Origin of the sequence: Halococcus salsus, from assembly GCF_009900715.1 — an archaeon.
GTDB classification, from domain to species: domain Archaea; phylum Halobacteriota; class Halobacteria; order Halobacteriales; family Halococcaceae; genus Halococcus; species Halococcus salsus.
Genome location: NZ_JAAAJC010000001.1, coordinates 907,102 through 928,264, shown reverse-complemented (window position 1 = coordinate 928,264; position 21,163 = coordinate 907,102). Strand labels below are relative to the sequence as shown.

General features: G+C 67.7%; 19 protein-coding genes and 1 tRNA gene. 8 read left to right on the top strand and 12 right to left on the bottom strand.

What is annotated here, in order from left to right; all coding sequences use genetic code 11:
- Position 1: 1 nt before the first annotated feature.
- Genes GT355_RS04900 through GT355_RS04885 form a run of 4 tightly spaced genes read right to left on the bottom strand, consistent with a single transcriptional unit; the run spans position 2 to position 4,210 of the window.
- On the bottom strand, positions 2-880 hold the full coding sequence (locus tag GT355_RS04900) for an ABC transporter ATP-binding protein (protein ID WP_160133581.1): 879 nt from the start codon (positions 878-880) through the stop codon (positions 2-4).
- Positions 877-1,773 carry an ABC transporter ATP-binding protein gene (locus GT355_RS04895; protein ID WP_160133580.1) on the bottom strand — a complete coding sequence of 299 codons (897 nt, stop codon included), beginning with the start codon at positions 1,771-1,773 and terminating at the stop codon, positions 877-879. The genes GT355_RS04900 and GT355_RS04895 overlap by 4 nt, the downstream gene beginning before the upstream one ends.
- Positions 1,770-3,110, bottom strand: a complete 1,341-nt coding sequence (locus GT355_RS04890) for a branched-chain amino acid ABC transporter permease (RefSeq protein WP_160133579.1) — start codon at positions 3,108-3,110, stop codon at positions 1,770-1,772. Before GT355_RS04890 ends, GT355_RS04895 begins: the two co-directional genes overlap by 4 nt.
- A complete protein-coding gene (locus tag GT355_RS04885) occupies positions 3,107-4,210 on the bottom strand; it encodes a branched-chain amino acid ABC transporter permease (RefSeq protein ID WP_160133999.1) in 1,104 nt (367 codons plus the stop codon). The genes GT355_RS04890 and GT355_RS04885 overlap by 4 nt, the downstream gene beginning before the upstream one ends.
- A 141-nt stretch (positions 4,211-4,351) precedes the next feature.
- On the opposite strand from GT355_RS04885, the gene GT355_RS04880 reads away from it, so the two are divergent.
- The 6 genes from GT355_RS04880 (at position 4,352) to GT355_RS04855 (ending at position 9,449) form a co-directional block, all read left to right on the top strand.
- Positions 4,352-5,548 carry a phosphoglycerate kinase gene (locus GT355_RS04880; protein WP_160133578.1) on the top strand — a complete coding sequence of 399 codons (1,197 nt, stop codon included), beginning with the start codon at positions 4,352-4,354 and terminating at the stop codon, positions 5,546-5,548.
- Positions 5,545-6,030, top strand: a complete 486-nt coding sequence (locus tag GT355_RS04875) for a GNAT family N-acetyltransferase (protein WP_160133577.1) — start codon at positions 5,545-5,547, stop codon at positions 6,028-6,030. The genes GT355_RS04880 and GT355_RS04875 overlap by 4 nt, the downstream gene beginning before the upstream one ends.
- Positions 6,031-6,041: 11 nt before the next feature.
- Positions 6,042-6,115 (top strand) — tRNA-Thr (locus GT355_RS04870).
- A gap of 179 nt (positions 6,116-6,294) precedes the next feature.
- Positions 6,295-6,834, top strand: a complete 540-nt coding sequence (locus GT355_RS04865; RefSeq protein WP_160133576.1) for a hypothetical protein — start codon at positions 6,295-6,297, stop codon at positions 6,832-6,834.
- Between the two features lie 134 nt (positions 6,835-6,968).
- Entirely contained in the window at positions 6,969-7,874 is a 906-nt protein-coding gene (locus GT355_RS04860) for an FxLYD domain-containing protein (RefSeq protein ID WP_160133575.1), read from the top strand.
- Positions 7,875-8,645: 771 nt separating this feature from the next.
- On the top strand, positions 8,646-9,449 hold the full coding sequence (locus tag GT355_RS04855; RefSeq protein WP_240145715.1) for a DUF7847 domain-containing protein: 804 nt from the start codon (positions 8,646-8,648) through the stop codon (positions 9,447-9,449).
- Positions 9,450-9,831: 382 nt separating this feature from the next.
- Here GT355_RS04855 and GT355_RS04850 read toward each other — a convergent pair whose 3' ends face one another.
- Positions 9,832-10,860: a DUF1616 domain-containing protein gene (locus tag GT355_RS04850; protein ID WP_160133574.1), complete on the bottom strand. Its 1,029-nt coding sequence runs from the start codon at positions 10,858-10,860 to the stop codon at positions 9,832-9,834.
- A 161-nt stretch (positions 10,861-11,021) separates the two neighbouring features.
- On the opposite strand from GT355_RS04850, the gene GT355_RS04845 reads away from it, so the two are divergent.
- The gene (locus GT355_RS04845) at positions 11,022-11,741 is read left to right on the top strand and encodes a hypothetical protein (RefSeq protein WP_160133573.1); all 720 of its coding nucleotides are present in this window, start codon (positions 11,022-11,024) and stop codon (positions 11,739-11,741) included.
- Here the strand turns inward: GT355_RS04845 and GT355_RS04840 are convergent.
- The 3 genes from GT355_RS04840 to GT355_RS04830 all read right to left on the bottom strand — a co-directional run bounded on the left by GT355_RS04840 (position 11,728) and on the right by GT355_RS04830 (position 16,181).
- Positions 11,728-12,435: an ABC transporter ATP-binding protein gene (locus GT355_RS04840; protein WP_160133572.1), complete on the bottom strand. Its 708-nt coding sequence runs from the start codon at positions 12,433-12,435 to the stop codon at positions 11,728-11,730. The genes GT355_RS04845 and GT355_RS04840 overlap by 14 nt on opposite strands.
- 62 nt (positions 12,436-12,497) lie before the next feature.
- Positions 12,498-15,551, bottom strand: a complete 3,054-nt coding sequence (locus tag GT355_RS04835) for an FtsX-like permease family protein (RefSeq protein WP_160133571.1) — start codon at positions 15,549-15,551, stop codon at positions 12,498-12,500.
- A gap of 54 nt (positions 15,552-15,605) precedes the next feature.
- Positions 15,606-16,181, bottom strand: a complete 576-nt coding sequence (locus GT355_RS04830; protein WP_160133570.1) for a metal-dependent hydrolase — start codon at positions 16,179-16,181, stop codon at positions 15,606-15,608.
- A gap of 87 nt (positions 16,182-16,268) precedes the next feature.
- On the opposite strand from GT355_RS04830, the gene GT355_RS04825 reads away from it, so the two are divergent.
- Positions 16,269-16,595, top strand: a complete 327-nt coding sequence (locus tag GT355_RS04825) for a hypothetical protein (RefSeq protein ID WP_160133569.1) — start codon at positions 16,269-16,271, stop codon at positions 16,593-16,595.
- 131 nt (positions 16,596-16,726) lie between these two features.
- Here the strand turns inward: GT355_RS04825 and GT355_RS04820 are convergent, their stop codons facing one another.
- The 4 genes from GT355_RS04820 to GT355_RS04805 form a co-directional block, all read right to left on the bottom strand.
- Complete coding sequence (locus GT355_RS04820) at positions 16,727-17,602, bottom strand: universal stress protein (RefSeq protein ID WP_160133568.1); 876 nt, start codon at positions 17,600-17,602, stop codon at positions 16,727-16,729.
- A 193-nt stretch (positions 17,603-17,795) separates the two neighbouring features.
- Positions 17,796-17,966 (bottom strand): hypothetical protein, encoded by a 171-nt coding sequence (locus tag GT355_RS04815; protein WP_158589414.1) that lies wholly within the window; start codon positions 17,964-17,966, stop codon positions 17,796-17,798.
- A gap of 274 nt (positions 17,967-18,240) precedes the next feature.
- Entirely contained in the window at positions 18,241-19,536 is a 1,296-nt protein-coding gene (locus tag GT355_RS04810; RefSeq protein WP_160133567.1) for an O-acetylhomoserine aminocarboxypropyltransferase/cysteine synthase family protein, read from the bottom strand.
- Between the two features lie 129 nt (positions 19,537-19,665).
- On the bottom strand, positions 19,666-21,039 hold the full coding sequence (locus GT355_RS04805) for a bifunctional metallophosphatase/5'-nucleotidase (RefSeq protein ID WP_160133566.1): 1,374 nt from the start codon (positions 21,037-21,039) through the stop codon (positions 19,666-19,668).
- Between the last annotated feature and the right edge of the window lie 124 nt (positions 21,040-21,163).

Genomic DNA, 21,163 nt, shown 5'->3' with positions numbered 1-21,163 from the left:
GCTACCCGCCGAGGAACTCCTGGCGCACCTCGTCGTTGTCGAGCAACGCCTCGCCGGTGTCCTCGAACCGATTCTGACCCTGGACCAGCACGTAACCCCGGTCACACCGCGAGAGCGCTTCGACCGCGTTCTGTTCGACCATCAAGATAGCCGTGCCCGACGCGTTGATGGCGTCGATCCGGTCGAACATCTCGTCGACCAGGTCCGGTGCGAGCCCCGCCGAGGGTTCGTCGAGCATCAGGAGGTCGGGGTCGAGCATCAACGCCCGTCCCATCGCGAGCATCTGGCGCTGGCCACCCGAGAGCGTGCCCGCACGCTGTGTCTGGCGTTCTTCGAGGATCGGGAACCGCTCGAACACCCAGTCGAGTCGGTCCTGAGGCACCGAATCGAGGATGTACGCGCCCATATTGAGGTTCTCGCGGACCGACAGCCCCGCGAAGACGTTCTCGTTCTGCGGGACGTAGCTCAGTCCCCGGTGGATGATCGACTCGGGTGCGAGACCGCTGATGTCGTCGTCGGCGAACCGTATCTCCCCGCCCATGTAGGTCGTGAGCCCGAAGACGGTCTTCATCACCGTCGACTTCCCCGCACCGTTCGGCCCGACGATGGTGACGTACTCGCCGTCGTGGACGTCGAGATCCACCTCAGAGAGGATCTGGAGGTCGCCGTAGCCCGCGTCGAGCCCCGAGACCGCGAGCAGGTCGGCGGGGGACCCCGTGGCTGTCCCGCCCGTTACTGACTCGTCCGTCGTCGACGCGTCCGTACCCGATCCGTTTCCGTCCGCCGACTCCTCTACAGTTGGTTCGTTCCCATCCGTCGGGTCGCCTCCGTCTGTTGGACCGTTTTCGTCGGTGGACTCGTCCGTCGCGTCGTCGCTCATACGTTCGCCCCCAGGTAGGCGTCGATGACGCGCTCGTTCGATCTGACGGCTGCGGGGTCGTCGTCGGCGAGCACGCGACCCTGGTGCATCACGATGACGCGCTCGCAGTGTTCCATGATCACGTCCATGTCGTGTTCGACCAGGAGGAAGGTGTAGCCCTCCTCGCGAAGCTCGTGGACCTGCGCGAGGAGTTTGCGTTCGAGTGTGGGGTTCACCCCCGCGAGGGGCTCGTCGAGCAGGACGACGTCGGGGTCGGTGAGCAGCGCCCGCGCCATCTCGAGGAGTTTGCGCTGACCACCCGAGAGGTTCCCCGCGTACTCCTCGGCGAGGTGGTCGATCTCGAAGCGTTCGAGCGTCTCCCACGCCCGGTCGCGGAGTTCGCGCTCCTGGGTGCGGACACCACCGCGCGCACCGGGCAACACCGACCGCCAGAGCGACTCGCCCCGCTGTCCCCGCGGCGCGAGCAGCATGTTCTCGAGCACCGTCATCTCGGTGAGTTCGCGGGTTATCTGGAAGGTTCGAACCAACCCGCGGTTCGCGATCTGGTGGGGTCTGAGTCCCGTGATCTCCTCGTCGCGGAGGTGGACCGAGCCGCCGGTGGGGCGGTGGACACCCGTGATGCAGTCGAAGGTCGTCGACTTCCCCGCGCCGTTCGGCCCGATGAGCCCCGTCAGCGACCCTTCCACGATGTCGAAGCTCACGCCGTCGACCGCGGTCAGCCCGCCGAACTCCTTTCTGAGGTCGCGTACTCGGAGGGGTTTGCCCGGGGGGGTTCGACGGGCGGCGCGTTCGACGTCGGATTCGGCCTCGGGGTCGATCTCGGAGAGGTTCTCCGGACCGCCTTCCGTCCCTTCGATGATCTCCGTCTGCCCGGTATCGCCGGTGTCGCTCATCGGCCTTCCTCCGTTCGTGGTCCGCCGTCGGTGTGGGCGGCCGTGGACTCGTCGTCGGGAGTGGGTCGCGCGAGCGAGACCGCCGCCGCGGGTTCCGTCCGATGGCCGAGCAGTCCGTCGGGACGGTTCTGCATCAGGTAGACCAACACGACCCCGAGCAGGACGAACCGGAGGCTGGCGATGTCGCTGAGCGCGTACGCCACTAACGGTTCCGGGTTCAAGGCTCCGAGCGCGCCGACGGCGGCCGTGAACGTGTTCGGCCCGCCCCCGAGGTCGAAGAAGTTGCCGACGATCCGCCCGACGTAGGTCGGCCCCAGAAACAGGAGGCCCGCGAACAGCGCGCCGCCGATGACGCTCCCGGTGTTCGACCCCGAGCCGCCGATGATCACCGCGATGAAGACGTAGAAGGTGACGATCGGGAGGAACTGCGCGGGCGTGATCCGGCCCTGGCTCCCCTGCCAGAGGATCCCGGCGAGCCCCATCAGCGCACAGCCGAGCATGAAGGTCTTGATCTTGAACCGGCGGGTGTTCTTCCCCAGCGCGTTCGCCACGAGTTCGTCTTCACGAATGGCCTTCAGCACCCGGCCGAACGGCGAGTTCCCGACCCGCGAGAGCAGGAGGTAGAAGCCGACGACGAACAGCACGAGCACGAGGGTGTAGGTCGAGTCCACGACCGTGGTGTCGCCGATCCCGAGCCCGGAGAAGAACCCGAAGACCGCGTTTCCGAGACCCGTGGTGCCCGCCGCCGGGCTCGCGGGGTCGGTGTAGTAGAGCGCGCCGACCGGGTTGGTCGGGGCCTGGATACCGCGTGCGCCGCCGGTGCCGAGGTCGACTCCGCCGAGCGAGAAGGTCTGCACGGGGGTGGAGTTGAAGACCAACCGGATGATCTCCGAGAGCGCGAGCGTGACGATGGCGAGGTAGTCGGCCCGGAGCCGGAGCGCGGGGAGGGCCGCCAGCGCGCCGACCAGCGCCGCCGCGAGCATCCCACCGACGATACCGACCCAGAGCGGCAGTCCGAGTCCCGGGATCCCGCCGACCTCGGGGTTCACGGGCGCGGTCAGCATCGCCATGGTGTAGGCCCCGACGGCCATGAAGCCGGCCACACCGATGTTGAACAGGCCGGCGTAGCCCCACTGGAGGTTCAACGCGAGCGCCACGAGCGCGTAGACCGCCGCGAGGAACGTGACCTGCTGGAGGGTGCTCACGATCCCGCCGACGCCGAGCCCGAGCATCCAGCCGAAGACGATGTAGAGCGCGTAGAGCCCGAACAGCACCCCGAGCACGAGGGTCGTGTCCGTTCCGGAGAGCCGTCGGCGCAGTCCCTCGACGGCGCTCATGTGGTCGTCACCCCGCTGAACAGCCCCGAGGGCTTCACGACGAGGACCACGATCATCACGGTGAACGCCGCGGCGGTCGTGAAGTCCGAGGGGATCCAGACCAGCGAGACCTGGCTGGCCAGCCCGATCACGAGGCCGCCGAACATCGCGCCGTAGACCGACCCGATCCCGCCGAGGATCACCGCGGCGAAGATCAAGAGGAGGAGCGTCCAGCCGAAGTCGAAGCTGATGGTGCCGGTTTCGAGCGTGACGAGGTAGCCCGCCGCCCCGGTGAGCCCCCCACCGATGATCCAGGTCATGCGGACGACGCGCTCGGTCGGGATACCCGTGACGCGTGCGAGGTCGCGGTTGTCGGCCATCGCGCGCATCGCGGTGCCGAGCTTGGTGTACTGGAGCAGGACGTGGACGCCGGCGAGCAGGACGACGGTACAGACCGCGAGCGTGGCCTCGTGGGCGTTTATCTGGATCCCGACGCCGGGGACGGTGAACCCCGGGACCTCCCCGCCGGTGACGCCCGGTGCACTGGTGCCGAAGACGAACGCGAGGAGGTAGCGGAGCGCGAGCGCGACCCCGATGCTCGCGATGAGGAGCGCGATCCCCTCCTGATTGCGCATGGGTTTGTAGACCACGCGGTCGAGGACCAGCGAGAGAACGATCGCGACGCCCACCGCGACGACGAGCCCCGCGACGACGGCCAGCGGGGTCGAGACCACGCTGACGCCGACGTCGCCCGCGGTGGCGTCGCCGCTCACGCCGACGAGGACGAGGTCGCCGAGCGGGAGCACGCCGAAGCCCGCGACGACGTAGGTCGTCGCCCAGCCGGCGAACGCGCCCGTCGAGATGTAATCACCGTGTGCGAAGTTCGCGAAGCCGAGGATCGAGTAGGTCATCGAGAGGCCCACGCCGGCGAGGCCGAGTTCGAGCCCGAGGATCAGCCCCTCCTTCACGAAGATACCGAGGCTGAGCGCCGAGAGCGAGCCGTCGAGCAGCTTGCGAACGAGATCGAGCGACAAGATCACGCAGACGACCGCGACGAGCAAACCGAGCGGCTGCTCGGCGAGGTAGTTTCGGCCGCGAGAGTAGGTCTCAGCAATACCCATGATAGTGTTCCACATGAATCGCGGTAGGGATGTGCTAATAAGCTTTCCTCACCGGCCCGGGGTCGCACGGTCTCGAACCGAGGGCGGGGCGGTGCGTTCGGAGGGAAAGGGATTTGCCGGCCCCCCGAAATAGGGATAGCAATGCTCCAAACCCTCGACGACCTCGACCTGGAGGGCGTCGCCGTCGGGGTCCGCATCGACATCAACAGCCCGCTCGCCAGCGACGACGGCGGGCTGGCCGACGACGCCCGGCTGCGCGCCCACGTCGAGACCCTCTCGGAGCTCACGGAGCGCGGCGCGCGTGTCGCGGTGCTCGCCCACCAAGGCCGGCCCGGCGACGACGACTTCTCCACCCTCGCCGCCCACGCCGACCGCCTCGACGAGCTGCTCGATGCCCCCGTCGGCTACTGCGACGCCACGTTCTCGACGGCGGCGCGCGAGGCGGTCGCGGGACTCGACCCGGGGACAATCGTTGTGCTCGAGAACACCCGCTTCTACGCCGAGGAGTACATGGAGTTCGAGGCGGCCGACGCCGCGAACACCCATCTCGTCGAGGGGCTGGCACCCGTACTCGACGTCTACGTCAACGACGCGTTCGCGGCCGCCCACCGCTCCCAGCCCTCCCTGGTCGGCTTTCCCGAACGACTGCCCGGATACGCCGGCCGGGTGATGGAGCGCGAGCTCGACGTGCTGGGGGCGATCGAGGAGACCCCGACGCCGCGGGTCTACCTCCTCGGCGGCGCGAAGGTCGGCGACTCGGTCGGCGTCGCCCGGAGCGTGCTCGAACGCGGGCTCGCCGACACGGTCCTCACCGCGGGCGTCGTCGGCAACGTCTGTCTGCTCGCGGGCGGCGCGGAGCTCGGCCCCGCGACCTCGGAGTTCGTCTACGACCACGGTTACTGGGACGAGATCGACCGCGCGGGCGACCTCCTCGACGCCTACGACGAGATCGAGGTACCCCGGGACGTCGCGGTCGAGCGCGACGGCGAGCGCCACGAGGTCGCCGTGGACGAGTTCCCGCCGGAGGCCGACTCGCCGGCGATGGACGTCGGGAGCCGGACCGTGTCGGCCTACACCGACGTGATCGAGTCGGCGGGGACGGTGATCCTCAACGGGCCGGCGGGCGTCTTCGAGGAGGAGACGTTTGCCCACGGCACCCGTGACCTCTACACCGCGGCCGCGGGGGCCGAGTACAGCATCGTCGGCGGTGGCGACACCGCGGCGGCGATCCGAAAGCTGGACATCGAGGGGTTCTCACACGTGAGCACGGGCGGTGGCGCGTCGCTGACGCTGCTCGCGGGCGACTCGCTCCCGGCGGTCGAGGCGCTGCGGGCGTGACCATCGAGGCCCCGAGCACCGAGGCCGCCGACGCCATCGCCGACATGTGGGTCGAGCTGGCGCGGGGCCAGCGCGCCCACGGTTCGCACCTCCACGCCGAGGCGAACCGGCAGACCATCCGCGAGGCGGTCGTCCGGGACATCATCGCCGACGGGCTGTTGGTCGCGCGCGACGAGACGGACGACCTCGTTGGCTTCGTGATGTTCGGGCCGGAATCCGAGCAGTACGCCCAGGACGTCTCGCGGGGTATCGTACGAAACCTCGTGGTCCGCCCCGAGCGCCGCGACGAGGGGATCGGCGGTGCGCTCCTCGACGCGGCGGAGAGCGCCCTTCGAGCCGAGGGGTTCGACGTCGTCTCGCTCTCGGTGCTCGCCGACAACGACGGCGCACGGCGGTTCTACGAACGACACGGCTACACGCCACAGCGACTGGATCTCGAGAAACGGCTCGAAAGCGATAGCCACAAATCCGACGGGCGGTAACTCCCGCCCGCGCCAGGGGAGCTTGGGCGGTGCAAGCACTCGATTTGTAATCGAGAATTCGTGGGTTCAAATCCCACCCCTGGCTTCGTATCGGGATTTCACAAGCTCGGCCGTTTATATAGAGAACAGGGCTTTACGAGACGAAGTAGGCACGTGTTCCGCTCGATCCTATAAGTTCAGGCGGTACACGCGAAAGCCACTGAATGCAGCTGCGCCAAAGAGATCGGCGTACTATAAATATCTCGGAAGCTGTCGGTTGATTCGATGAACCGACGCTACGATATCTTCGTCGTGGTCCTCATCGTCGTCGCCTTCTCTGGGTACGGAATATATACAGCGGGTATCGGGCCATTCGACGACGATCCCGGTGTGACGTCAATCACGGTTACTGACCGTGGTTGCCGCGGGGATCTCCCGCAAGTCTATGGTTCGTATGAGGGGGCTGGAGACAACAAAACCTATACTGGCGTTATCAACACCGCGTCGCCAGCAGCGACGCTTTCGGCCAACCTCTCGCAGATATCGCGAAACAATACGCGCTTCAAATCCTACGCGATCAACATCAAGACACACAATGAATCAGGTGGCAATCGCTCTTGTCAGGGTGAAGTAGCCTACCGCATTGTTTCGACTATTCCAGAGGGATCCGTTGGATCACGAGTAGCGACGCTCTACAACGGGTACCTTGCAGGGTGTGATGTCAGCATCACGGGCAACGCCAGTGCAAACGTTGGCTGTTACCAGTACTTCAGAAATCACGGACTAGCGGATAACCGTAGCGTAGGCTCACCGGCCTCCTTCTGAGTTGGAACACCACTTACAGAACCCACAAACAGGATCATACCGCGGTCCACAGTCGAACCGTTCGTCAGTTCCTCGCGAGTGTACTGTTGTCGGAAAACAAAGAACTATCCCGATCAAACCTGTATTTATTCGTGATGCACCGACGTAAGTACATATCGGTCGTTGGAATTGCAGTAGGGGCTGGCCTCGCAGGATGTAGCGGTGAGACGGGCGGCAACAACAGCAGTAGTGGCGGCGGGAACGGCTCCGACGGCGGTGGCGAGTCGACGGAAGCTTCGGGTGGAGGCGAGGCGACCGGGATGTCGACCTCCGGAGGCGAGAACTCGAACACCGAAGCCGGGGATATGCGGACGGCGGGTGGCGACACCGAGATGCCGACGGCGATGCGGACGCCGAGCCCGATGACGACGATGAGCGGCGACGGCATGGGAACGTCGATGAGTGGGAGTGGCGGTGGCAACGCCGACGTGAGTATCGATTCGAGCGAGTTCTCACAGGAGAGTGCGTCGGGAGTTACCGACACTGCCGTGGTGGGCGAACTCACCGCACCATCGTATCTCGCGTCGATCGAACTCCAGGCTCGCTTCCGCAACGATGCCGGCGACGTCGTAGACACCAACTCGGTATACTTCGAGGGGCTTGAGGAGGGTCAGACCTGGAACTTCTACGTACCGTCGCTCGCCAGCGAGCCACCCGCTGAGGGAGAGGTCGAGGTCGCCTCGGCGATACCGGGCTCGCCACCCTCGCCGGAAGGCGTCGAGCTGCTTGAGAGCAGTCTCAACGAGCCAGCCGATGAGTACAGCGGACCGCTCGTCACCGGTCGTGCGGAGAACATGTCCGGTTCGCCGATCTCATATCTCGAAGCAAATGTCGTGTTTCTCACTGACGATGGCACCGCTCTCGATAGCGACTACACGAACGTCTCTGACCTCCCGAGCGGTGAGACGTGGAGCTTCGAGCTCGAACAGCTCACGTTCTCCACCGATCCGCGTCCCGATGCGACGGACCACGAGGTCACCCTCTCGACGTCGGCACTGTAAACGACACGCGACCACAGTAATTCCGGGCACGCCCGGCGATTCTCCCGATTCACAGCGGAAACCCGGTGTTCCGGAGCGAGTGTCAGCCCACTGAGTACGACGGCTCCAAAAAGCGAAACGGCTACTGGCGCTGTGAAACCGTCTCCTCACTCGTCACGGCACGCTGGACAAACGTCGTCGTCGAGATACGCCGTCAGCACGTTTTCCCCGCACTCAGCACACGTTTCGACTGGCGACCCGTTCGAACTCATCGCCGTATTCGCGTTAGTCGGCTCATCGAGTATAATCGTTGTGGGCCGTGTACCCACCAACCGCCGCCGAACCGTACCTTCGGTCCGGTCGCTACGGCGCGTGTCGTCGGCCGAGGAATCTCGACTCACGACCACCGTCGAATCGTGACTTCGGTCCCCGGGATCCGACCGAGCGAAAGCCGACACGCATTTGTTTTCCTCGTTTGTGAGTAGAGCACAGTAGTGCAATTCAAATGCGCCCTCTTCGGACACGAGATGTACTCCATCTCGGAGGTCAACGGTGGCGAACAGATAGCGTGGGAGTGCGATAGATGCGGCCATGCGCTAACGAGGGATGCTCTGTTGCCCCCGTTCACGCTCTAAACCGAACGAGCACTTCCTCCGGCCGTCGGTCGCGTCCAGATCCGAGTGCGGGGAGTGCCGAGAAGACGGGGAGACCTTCGGCGGAGGATCGACCCCAGAACCACACTACCTGACGGACGAACACAACGTTTATTGGAGGAGTACTTCCCGTTGAGTTATGGGTGCAATAGCAGCGATCGGAGAGGCAGTGAACGCCGTCAGGCGAAACCCGGTCATCATCGTCGTCACGCTCCTGTTCGCGCTCCTCCAGATACCGCAGTTGGTCTCGCCGTATCTCGCCACGGACATCGGGCTGGTCGTATCGGGGCTCTTCTCGCTCGTGTTCGTGTTCGTCCTGCCGTTTTACTTCGGGGGGATCATCGGGATGGCCGCCGAAGCGCTCAACGGGAAGACGAGTCTCCGGACGTTCCTCCGTGTGGGACGGGCCAACTACGTCTCGATGTTCGGTGCGTATCTACTGTTGGTGGTAGCGATGGTCGTCTACTTCGTCGTCCTCGCCATCGTCGGCGGGGTCGGCGGGTTCGTCGCCGTGGGGATCGGCCAGAGCGGTGGTGCTGCGGGGACGGGTTCGCTGCTGGTGTTCGCAGGTCTCGTACTGTTGCTGTTCGTGTTGGTGTTCGCCTTCTCGTTCTTCGTCCAGTTCTTCGGCCAGGCGATCGTCCTCGACGGGGAAAGTGCCGTCGGCGGGTTCAAGAAGAGCGTCCGCGTCGTGTGGGGACACAAGCTCAGCACGCTCGGCTACATGGCCATCCTGGTGCTGTTCTCGATGGTCTTCGGGACCATCGGCGGGATCGTCGGCACGCTCCCGACGCTGTACGACGTAAACGACCTCCTGGTGGTCGCCGCCGTGCTCTCGGTCGGGCTCGTGATAGCGACCGGGATCATCGGCGCGTTCACGGCGGCGTACGGCGTCGCCTTCTACGAACAGATCCGCGCGCCAGGTGAGCAACAGCCTGCATAGCCACGACCACCGTTCGATCCCGACGACGGCTCCCGCACCTCACACCGGTCACTCGAACCGGCACCGTGCTTCGAATCGCCGGGTGCCGTCGACCGTTACACTGCAAGCAGGCGGCACTTCATCGGCTCGCCCGAACGGGGGAGCGGTGCCAAAGACAGCCTGCGAACGGTGCGGCAGAACCGTCTACTATCACCGGCCGGCCGACGACGAGATGGAGTCGAGGAACATGGTCGAGTGCCCGCACTGCAATCACGTACTCCTCAAGTAGCGCGGAGACGGCGCTCCCGATGCGATCGTTCACCGGAGTTCTCGGTTCGCGACTATCCCGACGAGGTGGTCCCGAACGACCGAACAACGACCCCCTGAGGGCCCTTCGACGTCGTTACGACGTCACGTTCACCCAGAGGTGGGTCTCGCGGTAGGCGTTCCCCGTCGTCGGGTTCGCCGGGGCCGGGCCTCGATAGAGGAGGTATGTCAATCGAAGCCGCTCGCCGGTCATCGTCGGCGTGACGGTGTGTCGTCGGGTCCAGGTCTCGTTGTCCGCCAATCGCGGACTGAACCGCTGTATCGGGCTCCGTTCCAGCACCCGCGTCGTGTTGTTCGCCACCCGAACGCGCTGGAGCTGGGCGACGACGGTGTAGTTCGTCGGTCGGTGTTCGTGGTTCGAGACCCCGACCACGAGCGGTTGGCCCGCGCCCTCGGTGAAGTTCTCGGGGTAGTTCTCGGCGGTGAGCGCGCCCGTCTCGTTCTCGGTCAGGAAGTAGAACTCGCTGAACGACTCGCCGGCGGTCGGGGTCGCGACCGCGTAGGCGACCGAGCTCACTGCGAGCAGGAGGCTCACGGCCAGCACGACGTTCAGCACTTGGTCCATCCGGGTTTCGGGGTCGAACAGTTCCGTGCGGGTGGCGGCGTACCACCGGCCCAGCGGGATCCGGAACCGATCCGCGGCCGGGAGCGCCAACCGCCGGGCGGCGGCCACGGCGACCGCGACGAGCGTGAACCCTCCGATGGCGACGACGATGGGAACGAGCCGGATCCCGAACGGCGTGAAGTTGAGCGCCAGCCCGATGAGCGGGGAGACCGCGATGCTGAGCCCGAACGAGAGGGCGACGCGCTCGATCCCGTCGATACCGTCCTCGCGAGCGCGTTCGATCCGGTCGTCCGACTCGTCGTCTTCCGTCCGGTCCGTCGTTCGGCCGGCCTCCGGAAAGAGCGCGGCGACGAACGCGTAGCCCGGCAGGAAGAGCACGAACGGCAGCCCGAGCACGATCCGGATCGGCGTCCCGCTGATCGGCGGGACGAGCGCCGAGACCGCGGTGAGAACGACCAGCAGCGCGACGACCACGAGGTCCACCGGCAGGCGGCGGAGGGGCCGCGGAACCAACAGCCACGCGTCGGATTCGCTGCTCATGGTCGTCGGTGGTGTCGATGGAGACAACTGCCGACGGCTATATCAAGGTTGGGAGTTCCGCCGGTATTCGACCGATAGCGGATTCGTTTCGAGTCGTCGACCGTCGATTTCTCCGCCCGGACCAGTAGGATTATTATCGTTCGCCGGGCGTCTCTCGATCAATGAACCCGAAGCGACCCCGGTCCCGGGGCGACGACTCGACGGGACCGACGCGAACGCGATTGCTCCTGACCGGCGTGCTCGTCTGTCTGGTGCTGCTCGCTGGCTGTGGCGGCAACACCGACGACGGTGGCACCACGGTGGCCACCACTCAGGCCTCCGTCGAGGAGACGGCGACCGGCGCGCCGACGATGGCGACGGCGACGGGAGCATCGAGCACGACCCCGTCGACGGCCGCGACGACCGGCACGTCGACGATGCTCGCCAACGGCTCCACCAACGCGTCGGGCCTCGAAGTGACGGTCGAGCCAACGACCGAGAACACCACCGACGTGAACCTGACCGCCCGCGCGACCATGACCGACGCCACGGCGAGCGAGGGGATCGAGACCATCACCATCGAGACCGGCGGCGGGCTCGACCTGACGAACGTCTCGGTCGCGAACGTCGACACCGCCGGGATCGACGAGAACGGGAGCCTCGCCCGCGACCGGACCGACGAGAGCCTCGCTTCCAGCGTCGAACGCGACGTTCGGGTGGCCGACGACGGTCGTCGGCTCACGATCCCGCTCGACGGGAACGTGACCGTCGAACCCGGCGACGAGATCGTCGCGGTCCTCGAGGGCGGCGTCGAGACCGGGAGCGCCGGCAGCTACACCTTCGGTCTCACGGTCGACAACGCCACGGCACAGACCGACGACTACACCATCACGAGTTCGTAACGGCCGACCCGTCCGACGAGTCGGAACCCGCCCGGGGTACTGGCTTCGTCGTGCCGTCTTCGAGCCGGACGACGTCCTCGAAACGCGAGCGGAGCCGCCGGTCGTGGCTGATGGTGAGCAACGCGGTGCCGGCGGTGTCCTGCATGTCGAACAGGAGGTCGAGAACGCCGTCGGCGGTCTCTGGGTCGAGCTGGCCCGTGGGCTCGTCGGCGAGGACGATCGCCGGTCGGTTCGCGAGCGCGCGGGCGATCGCGACCCGCTGTTTCTCGCCGCCGCTGAGCGTCGCGGGGTACTGCTCGCGGAGGTGGTCGATGCCGAGGGCGTCGAAGAGGGTGTCGACCCACGACGAATCGCCACCGCCGGCGTGTTCCTGGGGCAACCGCGCGTTCTCCCAGGCGGTGAGGTCCGCGATGAGTTGGAACTCCTGGAAGATGAAGCCGATCGTCTCGCGGCGGAGCCGGGCGCGTTCGCGCTCCCCGAGCGAGTCCGCGACCCGCCCTTCGACCCGGAGGGTGCCGCTCGACGGCCGGTCGAGCAACCCGAGCACGTTGAACAGTGTGGTCTTCCCCGCCCCGCTCGGCCCCTGAACCAGCGTCCGCGCGTCGGGCGCGACCGTCATCGAGACGTCGGTGAGGATCGCCGTGCCGCCGCGGGTGACGCCGAGGTGGTCGGCGTCGAGAACGGGCGTCGTCATCGACGACCCTTCTCCCCGGGTCAGGATAAACCCTCCTCGGTCGGCGGCCGGTCATCGGCCGGTCACCGGTTCTCCCGGTCCCGGTGCGCGGGTTCGGCGGTCGTCTCGCCGAGGAGGCCGGTCGGCGGTCCGGTGAGGAACGGGGTCGTCGCGAGGACGGCACCGAGCACCGAGAGCGCGAACGCGCCGACGGCGGTCGCGAGGAGCACCCACGGCGGCGTGGCGACCGAGAGCCGGATCCCGAACAGCGTGAGCACCCCGACCCGCCCGAGGACGCGGAGGGTGCCGACCGCGAGCACGAGCGCGACGACGGCCGCGGGAACCGAGATCAGACAGACGTCCGCGAGCACCGTCCGGAGCACGTCCCGCGGGGTCGCGCCGGTCGCGCGGTGGACCCCGATGGCGCGCCGCCGGGCGTGGACGGTCTGGGCGAACGTCGCGGCGGTGGTTCCGACGGTCGTGAGCCCCGCGAGCAGCACCATCACCACGAACAGGAGTTGGACGTTGCCGAAGACGCTCTGGATCGCCTGGCCGATGCCCGCGTTCCCGGAGTACTGCCCATTGCTCGCGAGCGCCGAGAACAGCCGCTGGTCGCCCTCGACGGTGTACTCCGTCCGGGCGATGGGAGTCCCGTTCGAGAGCAGCCGGACGGGATACGTGCCCGGCGAGGCGCGCCCGTCGGCCCCCGCGAAGACGCTCACGTTGAGCGAGGCGACCTCGCCGGGGTCGAGGGTCACGGTCCGATTTCGATTCGTTATCGCCGAGCTCAGCGTGAGCTCACGGGTCAGGCTGGCGTTCCAGGGGTTCGCGACCGTGACGTTCGCCGTCGGGCGTTCGAGCACGCTCCCGCTCCGTGGCGTGACCTGCAGCCGTGCCGAGGGCTCGCGGCGACTCCCGGTCGCGACGGTGAGGTTGTGGGTCGCGGGCGGCCGGTCGGCCTTGCTCGCCCGGAGGACGTAGCTCCCGGGTTCGGCCGGGAGGGTGACCTGCGCGATGCCGTTCGAGCCCGTGTTCGCCGTCCGCTCGCCGAGGGTGACGGTCGCGTTCGGGATCGGCTCCTCGTCGGGGGTCACGACGGGGACGAACAGCGTCGCGTTCGGCGGCCCGGTCCCGGGGAGTTCGGTGGGGAACCAGAGCGCGTTCGCGGCGAGCACGCGGATCGGCTGGCTCCGCGACCCGACGCGGAGCGTCCGTTCGCCCGGTGCGGGGGCACGCAGCGACACCGAGAACTGCGTCGACTCGCCGGCGTCGAGGCTCACCGACCGGGTTCGGGTGACGTTCCCGATCGAGACCGGGACCTCGCGCGTCGCGGCGGCGTCGCCCGGGTTCTCGGCACGCACCGTGACCGAGACGGGACGATTCGCCGCCGTGACGTTGGGTGCGGAGACGACGGTCGCCGTGATGGTGTCGTTGGCGCGGGCGGTCGTCCCGTTCATCCCGTCGAAGGCCGCGCCGCTGGTACGGATGTACTGGACGATCCCCTCCCGGATCGCGAGGTGGTGAGCCATCGGGAGCGGGACGACGACCTGGTCGTCGTCGACCCCGCTAGCGCTGAACACGCCCACCACGGTGACCCTGGTGACCGCCGGCGAGAAGCTTCCCCCGAGGGTCAGCGAATCGCCGACCTCGACGTCGAGCGTTCGCGCGAGGTCCGCCCCGATGACCGCCTGTGAATCGGTTCGTGGCGCGTGACCGCGTTCGAGGCTGGCGTTCGTGACGGCTGCGAAGGCGGTGTAGTTCGCGCCGAGCCCCAGAAACGGCTCGCCGTCGACGGCCTGGGCGAGGATGATCTCGGGGCTGGCATCGATCCCGCGCGAGCGGAGCACCGTCGCGTAGTCGGCGTCGATCCGGCTGTTGAGTACGTTGGCCGAGCCGGCCTCCGCGATCGTCCCCTCGTCCTGGGTCGAGAGCGGCGCGACCGCGCCCGTGAGCGAGACGATGAGCACGACCACGACCGCGAACACCGCGAGCGTGAGCGTCGTCGGCACCACCGCCCGCGGGTCGAGCAACGTCGGGGCGAGCCGCGAGCGGAGCCGTCCGAACGTCGAGTCGTCCCGCGCACCGGCGCGTCGAGGGGCGTCCCCGAGACGGGTCGGGGGACGGCGCGTCGCGGTCCGGGCGGCGAGCACGCCCGCCAGTACGCCCGCGAGCACCAGCGTCGGGAGCACGACCGCGAGCGTGCCGAGCGCGAGCGGCGTGAGCGAGGGCGTGAGCGAGATCGGGAGCCCCGCGAACACCGCGACGTTGACCACGGCGTTCGTGAGGACGAACCCGACCGCGTAGCCGAGCGCGACGCCGAGACCGACGATCAGCCCGGCCCGGAGCCCGAACAGCCACCGCACCCGACGGGGGGTCCCGCCGGTCGAACGGATGACCCGGATCGCGCGGATCCGGTCCCGGACGGTCATCCGGAGGACGTTGTAGACCACGACGAGCACGAGCAGCGCGCTCCCGACCGTCGCGGCGAGCAGCGCGGTCAGTAGCTGGCGCATCCCGGCGAACAGGAAGACGAGGGCCGCGACGAGCGGCGACCCGACCGTCGGCACCGACAGCAGCCCCGTGAGGCGTTCGTCGGGGTGGATCACGAGCGCGTCGACGTCGCCGTCACCGAGCGACCGGACGGTTGAGGCGTTCGCCACGTACCACGAGGCGGGAAACAGCGAGTCGGTGTCGGTCTGCGGGTCTATCGCGAGCGTCGTGGGACCGTTCGCGGTCCGGAACCGACGCTGGGTCGAGCTCGTCACGGGGCCCGTCACGCCGCCGCCCGGCGAGGGGATCGTCGCACGCCGCCAATCCACCGACGAGTCGGCGATCTCGGTCGGCGTCCCGTTCGGCACGCCGATGAACCGGTGGCTGGAGCCGTCGGCCGCCCGGAGCACGGCAGTGGGAAAGACGAGGTCGTTCGGGTCCGCGTCGTCCCTCGCGGCGGTGAACGAGTCCTCGTAGGTGGCGGTCGCGGTGGTGTTGAGGTCGCCCGCGAGCGTCGCGGTCTGCGCGCCGGCGGCCGCGAGCAGGAGGGTCGTCCCGACGAGGAACGCCGTCGTGACCGCCACCACGAGCACCGTGAGCCGGTCGCGGCGCGACCAGCGGGTGAGCAGCGCCCGTCTGTAGCTCACGGTCGGTCGGCCGCCTCCATAGGTGTTCGATGCTTCCGGCCCGTCTCCATACCTCTATCGGATAGCGCGCTCCCGTTCGCGAGCCCGGTCGACGACCCTCGCGAGGCGGTCCCCGACCGCCGACCGGCCGGGCGCGCCGTCCGCGACCCAGACCACGGCGGCGAGCGCGACGAGAACGAGCTGGAACGCGAAGGCGGGCGTGAACGAGAGGCCTCGGAAGTGGTCGACGATCCCGCCCTCGTGGTCGAATCGCGGGGGCGGGAGGAGGGGCCAGCCGAGCGACGAGAGGGCGGCGTACCGCCCCGAGAGGAGCGCCCGATAGCTATCGGCGACGAGGTGGGAGGCGTAGCCGACGGCGAACGCGACCCCGAGCTCCGAGCGGCCGCGTCGGCGGCAGAAGTCCCAGACGACGGTGCTTGCGAACGTCGCGGTGAACGCCGAGTGCGCGAGCGACCGCCCGCTCGGGAGCACCCCGAACGTCCAGGCGAGCGGTTTGTCGACGAGGTCGGGGAGTTGGGTGCCGAGCGCGACGAGCGCGAGGCTGGAGCCGTCCGGACGCCGTCGGGAGACCCACCGGGAGAGACCGGAGTAACAGACGTAGCCGAACGCGAGGTGCCCCCAGGGTAGCATACGGACCGACGAACGCGGCAGCGGACCGATAACCTTGCGCTCGCGGTCGCCACCGACACTTAAGGGCAGCACGCGACAAGAGGCGGTATGCGGCGAGCACGGATCGCCCTCGTACTCGTCGGCCTCCTGTTCGTCCTCCCGGTCGTCACACCGTTGATACCCGCCATCGAGAGGAGTTGGATTCTCGTCGTCTCAGCGGTGGTACTGGTCGGCGTGCTGGTCGCGAGCGTCGCGAGAAAGCGCCACCGAACGGAACGACGTGACGACGGAAACGGGGGATTCTGGGGGTCGATCCCGAACTGGCAGTACGACGGCCGGTTCGCCGAGGCTGGCGGGTTGACGCGAAGCGAGCAGTCCGAGGCAGTCGAGACGGTCCGGACGGAGGCCGAGGAGATCGAGAGAAACCGGCAATAGGCCGAGCGGGAGCGAGCAAAAGGTCGGTGCTGACATGGGTCCGCCCAGGTCTTCGGCGACGTACCGTCGGACCGATCGGACGCGACCGACCCTGCGCCGCGACGACAATATCGATATCTCGGTGTCCGCAGCTATCGAACGGTGAGCACTGGAACGTCGCTCGTTCGGACGACACGCTCGGTCACGCTTCCGAGCAGGTACCGTTCGAGCCCGGTTCTGCCCTGTGTCCCCATCGTGACGAGGTCGATCCCCTCCTGACGTGTGTAGTCCAGAATGGCGCGGTAGGGGAGCCCCTGTTCGACCGCCGTGGTGACGTCGAGCCCGCGGTCCGCGGCCCTCTCGGCGACCTCCGAGACCGCACGTTCGCCGTACTCGGTCCAGGCATCGACCAGATCGGGGCTCATTCCCACGTCGGGAGCGCCCAGCAACCCGCTCACGTCGACGACCGAAAGCGCGTGAACCCGTGCGTCGTACCGGTCCGCGACCGCGAGACCGTGTTCGATCGCAGCGGCTGCGGCCTCACTTCCGTCCGTCGGGATCAGGACCCGGTCGTAGCCGTCGCGCTCGTCGGCCTCGGGCCGGGTGGTGAGAACCGGAACGTCGCTCGTCCGCACGATACGTTCGGTCACGCTCCCCACGAGCAGCCGGTCCAGGCCGGTCCGGCCGTGGGTTCCCATCGATACCAGGTCGATGTCGTGTCGGTCGAGATAGGAGGCGATCACCGCGTGGGGGACGCCGTGTTCCACCGCCGTGTGGCAAGTGACTGGCGTCTCGTCAGCGAGTTCTTCGAGGGTTCGAACCGCTTCGGTCGCCGCCCGTTCGAACGCCTCGCGTTGGGCTCGAACCGCGGAATCCACGTCCGCGATCGAGCTGCTGTACGTGCGTTCGTCGACGACGCTCAAGAGGTGAACCTGACTCTCGAAGGCCGTCGCGAGGGCCAGCCCGTGGCGGGCGGCGGCCAGTGCGCCCTCGCTGCCGTCGGTTGGGATGAGGATCCTGTCGTACATCGAGTCACACGCTCGTCCCAGTGTCGACCCCGAGTTCACGTAAAGACAGGTCCTCCGTCCAACTCGAAGAGAATCGGGGATCGGTTTATCGGGGGCGGTTCGTCTCGTCGGAGATACCGTCTCGCACCTCGAAACGCGCTTCCAGCGGTATCGAGACCGGCCGACACCATCGAACCGACGGCCGTCGGGCCGCTCACTCCACGTCGATCCAGCCGCCGAACGTCTCCCCCGGGAGCCGTTCCTTGAACCACGCGTCGCAGTCCCGGCAGCTCCACACCCGAACGGTGTTGCCGCCGTCGTTTATCACGCCCTCGTTCCACAGGTCTTCGTGGTCACACGCTCCGGAGGCCTCGACGTCACTCATCGTTTCACCCCTCGAAGCGAGGACGGAGATATTTCTCGATCTCCGGCTCGACCGACGACGTCGAACGTCTAGGGCTCCGGTCCCGTCGTGATGGTGCGGCTCCGGGGTTGGTCCTGCGGGGGTTGCTCGTGCGAGAGTCGATCGCCACAGCGGTAGCGACTCGGTCGATGCGTATCGATCGGCGAACGGATGATGTGCGACCGATCCCACTGGTTGTGGGCGACGAGAGGTCCCGTCCCGTCGGGACCGTCGCGTCAGTTCTCGACCGGCGAGGTCACTGCGTCGACTCGATGGCCCGCTCCAGGTCCGCGACGATGTGCGCCGGGTCCTCGATCCCCACCGACAGGCGAACCAGGTCGTCGGTCACGCCGGAGGACTCCTTCTCGGCGTCGCTCAACTGCTGGTGGGTGGTGCTCGCGGGGTGGACGATGAGCGTCTTCGCGTCGCCGACGTTGGCGAGCAGGCTCGCGAGCTCGGTCGACTCGACGGTCCGCCGGGCGGCCTCGTAACCGCCCTCCAGCCCGAAGGTGATCATACCGCCGTAGCCACCGTCGAGGTACTCGCTCGCGGTCTCGTGGGTCGGGTGGGAGTCGAGCCCAGGGTACGTGACCCAGGAAACCGCCTCGTGGTCCTCGAGGTACTCCGCGACGGTCATCGCGTTCTCGCAGTGGCGGTCCATCCGGAGCGGGAGCGTTTCGAGGCCTTGGAGGGTTTGCCAGGCGTCGAACGGCGACTGCTGATTGCCGAGGTCGCGGAGCCCGCGGGCGATCGCGGCGTAGGTGAACGCCGCGTCACCGAAGGCTTCGACGAAGTTCACGCCGTGGTAGGCCGGGTTGTCCTGAGCGATCTCGGGGTACTTCTCGGGATACTCGGCCCACGGGAACGAGCCACCGTCGACGACGACGCCGCCGACGGTCGTTCCGGAGCCGTGGAGCCACTTGGTGGTCGAGTTCCAGACGAGGTCGGCCCCGTGGTCGAGCGGCCGGCAGAGCGCGGGCGTCGCGAAGGTGTTGTCGACGAACAGCGGGGCCCCGTTGTCGTGGGCGATGTCCGCCACCCGCTGGATGTCGGGGGTGTCGAGCGCCGGGTTGCCGATCGTTTCGAGGTGGACGTAGGCCGTCTCGTCGTCGATCGCTTCCTCGTAGGCGTCGTAGTCGAGGGTGTCGACGAACCGCGTCGAGATACCCCGGCGCTCGACCGAGTGGGTGAGGTAGGTGTAGGTCCCGCCGTAAAGCGAGGACGCCGAGACGATGTTGTCGCCGGCCGACGCGAGCAGGAACGTCGTGAGGTCGAGCGCGGCCATCCCGGACCCGGTGGCGGCCGCCCCAACACCGCCTTCGAGCGTCGCCATGCGCTCCTGAAGCGTCTCCACCGTTGGGTTCATCAGCCGGGAGTAGATGTAGCCGGGCTTTTCGAGTGCGAACTGGGCCGCGGCGTCCTCGGCGTCCTCGAAGACGTAGGAGGTGGTCTGGTAGAGCGGCGGGGCGCGTGCGCCGGTCGCCGAATCCGGTTGCTGGCCCGCGTGGAGCGCGTCCGTCGCGGTCGACTGGTCTGTGGGATCGTCGCTCATACCGGCCGGTCACGAGGACCACGTATTAAACGACCGAATCCTCGCCGTGTCGAACAGCTGTTCGGCCGGCCGGTGGGCCGCCTCTTCTCGTCGGGCCGATTCGGTTTGGGTTCGGCTCGTTCGAGCTTCTCACTGCTTCGGTCTCACGATGCGATCCTCGATACCGATCCCGAGCCCGCCGTTCGCCGCGTGCGCGACGAGGTGGTCGTACTGCAGCCCGTGGTACGACTGGACGGCCCCTTCGGTCAACGTAGGCATCGTCTCGGTGACGACGAAGTACTCCTGAACCGCGACCGTGTATTCGTCTTCCGCGTCGAGCGGGTCGCCGTCGATACGGATCCGTTCGAACGCCCCGGTCGTATCGTCCCAGACGACCGAGGCACCCGAGACCGACAGCAACCAGCGATCGTTCTCGGCGGCGGGACAGGCGACCGCGAGCGCCTTCCGGAGCGCGGTTCCCGATACCGAGAGCGTCGTCAACCGATTGCCGAACGGCGAGACGGCGATCACGTCGCCCGCGGAGACGTCGCCGGCGAGCGGCGGTCCCGTTCGGAGGGAGCTGGCGTGCATGACCCCGACGTCGGCGTCGGTCGCCGCCCGATACGCGTCGGCGACGAAGTTTACCAGCCGAGACTCACCGGTGGTGAGCGTCTCCCTGTCGCGGACGACCGGCTCGTCGACGTGCGCGACGACCGTGTCGAGTTCGAGCGCCTCCCGAACCCGCGTGTAGGTGTCGAGCAAGGACCGGTCGGGAGCCGTTCGTATCGAGTCGTGAAACGCGTACTTGCCGCCGGTCGTCGCTTCCACGACGCCGGACCCGCCCGTTCGGACGAGCAGTGTGCCGTCGTGGATCCCGGCGCATCGCTCGTGGAGGTGCCCGCCGACCACGAGGTCGGCATCGGCGGCGGCCGCAACCGCCGGGTCGTCGCGACCGCAGTGGGAGACCCCGATCACGTAGTCGACCCGCTCGCGGAGGTCGGCGGCAGCCGTCCGTGCGGCGTCGACCGGGTTCGTCACCCGGAGGCTGGACGCGTTCGGCGTGATCGCCGGGAGCTGGGTGGTCGTCACGCCGAAGACCCCGACACGACCGACCCCCGTCTCGAACGTACGCGTCGGTCGAACGCCCGCGTCCGCGCCGAACAGTCCGTCGTCGGTGTGGAGGTTCCCACACGTCCAGCCGGTCGGGAACTCGCGAACGAGGTCCCTCGCGTCCGCCGGTCCGTGGTCGAGGTCGTGGTTGCCGAAGGTCTCGACGTCCGGTTCGACCGCTCGATAGAACGGGGCCGCGATCGCACGCCCGGGGCGCGTCGGGAGCTCGACCCCCGGTTTGTTGTGCGAAACGGTCGATGCGACCCCGAGAGCCGTGTTGTCGCCGGCTCCGACCAGCAGCGTGTCGTCGTCCCGTCGCGCCAGGAGGAAGCTCCCGAGTCTGGCGATGGAGTCCGGCTCGTCGTAGATCCCTTCGAGATCCGAATATCCGATCACGGTGAGCGGGTCGGCCATACGATGTGCACTCCCCGGCGGGACGGCTTGTAGTGTCCGGGTTTGGCGGCGGATTCGAGGGGACTTCCTGTCTGGGGGGAACACGGTGGTCTTCAGATCAACTGGAACGCCACGAAGACGAGCA

Coding starts and splice junctions, on each gene's coding strand:
- GT355_RS04900 (WP_160133581.1), bottom strand. CDS start 880: ATGAGCGACGACGCGACGGACGAGTCCACCGACGAAAACGGTCCAACA.
- GT355_RS04860 (WP_160133575.1), top strand. CDS start 6,969: ATGCACCGACGTAAGTACATATCGGTCGTTGGAATTGCAGTAGGGGCT.
- GT355_RS04840 (WP_160133572.1), bottom strand. CDS start 12,435: ATGACGACGCCCGTTCTCGACGCCGACCACCTCGGCGTCACCCGCGGC.
- GT355_RS04865 (WP_160133576.1), top strand. CDS start 6,295: ATGAACCGACGCTACGATATCTTCGTCGTGGTCCTCATCGTCGTCGCC.
- GT355_RS04815 (WP_158589414.1), bottom strand. CDS start 17,966: ATGAGTGACGTCGAGGCCTCCGGAGCGTGTGACCACGAAGACCTGTGG.
- GT355_RS04830 (WP_160133570.1), bottom strand. CDS start 16,181: ATGCTACCCTGGGGGCACCTCGCGTTCGGCTACGTCTGTTACTCCGGT.
- GT355_RS04825 (WP_160133569.1), top strand. CDS start 16,269: ATGCGGCGAGCACGGATCGCCCTCGTACTCGTCGGCCTCCTGTTCGTC.
- GT355_RS04850 (WP_160133574.1), bottom strand. CDS start 10,860: ATGAGCAGCGAATCCGACGCGTGGCTGTTGGTTCCGCGGCCCCTCCGC.
- GT355_RS04885 (WP_160133999.1), bottom strand. CDS start 4,210: ATGGGTATTGCTGAGACCTACTCTCGCGGCCGAAACTACCTCGCCGAG.
- GT355_RS04880 (WP_160133578.1), top strand. CDS start 4,352: ATGCTCCAAACCCTCGACGACCTCGACCTGGAGGGCGTCGCCGTCGGG.
- GT355_RS04845 (WP_160133573.1), top strand. CDS start 11,022: ATGAACCCGAAGCGACCCCGGTCCCGGGGCGACGACTCGACGGGACCG.
- GT355_RS04820 (WP_160133568.1), bottom strand. CDS start 17,602: ATGTACGACAGGATCCTCATCCCAACCGACGGCAGCGAGGGCGCACTG.
- GT355_RS04890 (WP_160133579.1), bottom strand. CDS start 3,110: ATGAGCGCCGTCGAGGGACTGCGCCGACGGCTCTCCGGAACGGACACG.
- GT355_RS04895 (WP_160133580.1), bottom strand. CDS start 1,773: ATGAGCGACACCGGCGATACCGGGCAGACGGAGATCATCGAAGGGACG.
- GT355_RS04805 (WP_160133566.1), bottom strand. CDS start 21,039: ATGGCCGACCCGCTCACCGTGATCGGATATTCGGATCTCGAAGGGATC.
- GT355_RS04855 (WP_240145715.1), top strand. CDS start 8,646: ATGGGTGCAATAGCAGCGATCGGAGAGGCAGTGAACGCCGTCAGGCGA.
- GT355_RS04810 (WP_160133567.1), bottom strand. CDS start 19,536: ATGAGCGACGATCCCACAGACCAGTCGACCGCGACGGACGCGCTCCAC.